This window comes from Streptomyces prasinopilosus (assembly GCF_001419695.1).
GTDB lineage: Bacteria > Actinomycetota > Actinomycetes > Streptomycetales > Streptomycetaceae > Streptomyces > Streptomyces prasinopilosus.
The window spans coordinates 1-1,882 of the sequence record NZ_LIRG01000991.1 but is presented as its reverse complement, the minus strand read 5'-3'; the positions used below and the strand labels follow the sequence as shown (position 1 = coordinate 1,882).

The following is a 1,882-nucleotide window of genomic DNA, read 5'->3' as shown; positions in this document are numbered from 1 at the left end:
CGGGGCGGCTGACCGCCCCGCCCCCGTCCGTCCCGTGGCGCGGGGGCCGCGGGACGCGAGGCGTGGGGCGGGGAGCCCGGAGTGCGGGACGTGCGAAAGCCCCCGCACCCGTCAGACGGTACGGAGGCTTCGGAACGGGCGTCACGGGGCCCGGCGTCCCGCGTTACGGGGCCGGTGTGTCGGCCGGGCGGATCCACAGGCGCTGCCCGACGGCGGCGGCCTGCTGCACGATGCGGTTGACGGAGGCGGCGTCCACGACGGTCGTGTCCACGGGGGTGCCGTCGACGTCGTCGAGTCGCATGATTTCGAAGCGCAAGGGCTTCTCCCTTCGTCGGTCATCCTCCTGAAGGAGAACTGCTGGGTGGGCGGCCACGAGCCGGACCGGCCCGTGTTCCATCAGTAGGGAACGGCTTGCCCGGTGCAAACATTCCCTACGCTAAGGAAATTCTTCGATCGACTAAATACTGACGAGTCACCGATGGGGCTGCCGGGAAGCGAATGTTTCGAAGGGGACCGATCGGGACCGGTTGTGTTCGTACAGTGACCGCCGGGACAATGGACGTGATGAACGACGACCTGGCGGACCTGAACTCCCGTATCGACCGCACGAACGAGCTGCTCCAGCGCATGCTCGCCGAAGTGGCCAAGACGCCCTCCACCCACGCGATCTTCGTCGACGCGGGCTACCTGTACGCGGCGGTGGGACGGCTGGTGGCCGGGACGGAGGACCGCCGGGCCTTCGACCTCGACGCCGAAGGACTCATCGACGCGCTCATCGACCGGGCCCGCACCATCTTCGCGGACAGCAGACTGCTGCGCGTCTACTGGTACGACGGCGCCAGACGCCGCATCCACACCGCCGAACAGCAGACCATCGCGGAGCTCCCCGACGTCAAGGTCCGCCTCGGCAACCTCAACGCCAACAACCAGCAGAAGGGCGTCGATTCCCTGATCCGCTCCGACCTGGAGTCACTGGCCCGGCACCGCGCCATCAGCGACGCCGCCCTGCTGGGCGGCGACGAGGACCTGGTCTCGGCGGTCGAGGCCGCCCAGGGGTACGGCGCCCGCGTCCACCTCTGGGGCATCGAGGCGCCCGAGGGCCGCAACCAGGCCGAGCCCCTGCTCTGGGAGGTCGACAGCCAGCGCACCTTCGACCTCGACTTCTTCAAACCGTACGTCTCCCGGCGCACGACCCCCGGGTACGAGCCGACGACGGACCGGCCCACCCGCGAGGACGTCCGCTTCGTCGGTGCGCAGATCGCCGCGAAGTGGCTCTCCGAACGCGGACGGGACTCACTGGTGGAACTGCTGCCCGGCCACCCCTATCTGCCCGGCTCGGTCGACCAGGACCTGCTGGTGGAGGCCGAGGGCCTGCTGCAGTACTCCCTGCGCGGCCAGGCCGACCTGCGGCGCGCCCTGCGCGACGGCTTCTGGGCCCACCTGCAGGCGCAGTACTAGGACGCGGTACTAGACGCGGTGCTGCGCGCGGTCCTCGCCGAGGGGGCGGCTGCCGGCGGCCGCAGGCGTGGCGCTGCCGGCGGCCGTGCCGTGGGCGCTGCCGTCGTGAAGGGCCGGGAGACCGTCCCAGAAGGCGGCGAGGGCGTGCGCGGTGGGCCCGGGCCGTTCGGCGGCGGGGGAGTGCCCGGCACCGGCGACGACCGTGCGGTGCGCGTCCAGGCGGACGGCCATGGCGTCGAGGTCCGGCACCGGCCAGGTGTCGTCGTGCGCACCCGACAGCACGTGGAACGGCAGCGGCACGGCGGCGAGTTCGTCGACCAGATCCGGCTCCTCGCACAACTGCCGCCCGGTGGCCAGTAGCTGGGCGCGGCTGGTGCCCAGCCAGCGTCGGCGCAGATGGTCCCGGCCGCCGACCCCGCGTGCG

3 protein-coding genes are annotated in these 1,882 nt (G+C 71.7%); 1 reads left to right on the top strand and 2 read right to left on the bottom strand.

The window, feature by feature from the left end; genetic code table 11:
* Positions 1–163 precede the first annotated feature (163 nt).
* Positions 164–316, bottom strand: a complete 153-nt coding sequence (locus AOK18_RS32315; RefSeq protein ID WP_095534000.1) for a hypothetical protein — start codon at positions 314–316, stop codon at positions 164–166.
* Positions 317–564: 248 nt separating this feature from the next.
* Here AOK18_RS32315 and AOK18_RS29420 point away from each other — a divergent pair, with 248 nt between their 5' ends.
* Positions 565–1,458: an NYN domain-containing protein gene (locus AOK18_RS29420; protein ID WP_055696283.1), complete on the top strand. Its 894-nt coding sequence runs from the start codon at positions 565–567 to the stop codon at positions 1,456–1,458.
* A 9-nt stretch (positions 1,459–1,467) separates the two neighbouring features.
* Here AOK18_RS29420 and AOK18_RS29415 read toward each other — a convergent pair.
* The coding region (locus AOK18_RS29415) for an alpha/beta fold hydrolase (RefSeq protein WP_420865657.1) at positions 1,468–1,882 on the bottom strand (415 nt) is incomplete at its 5' end.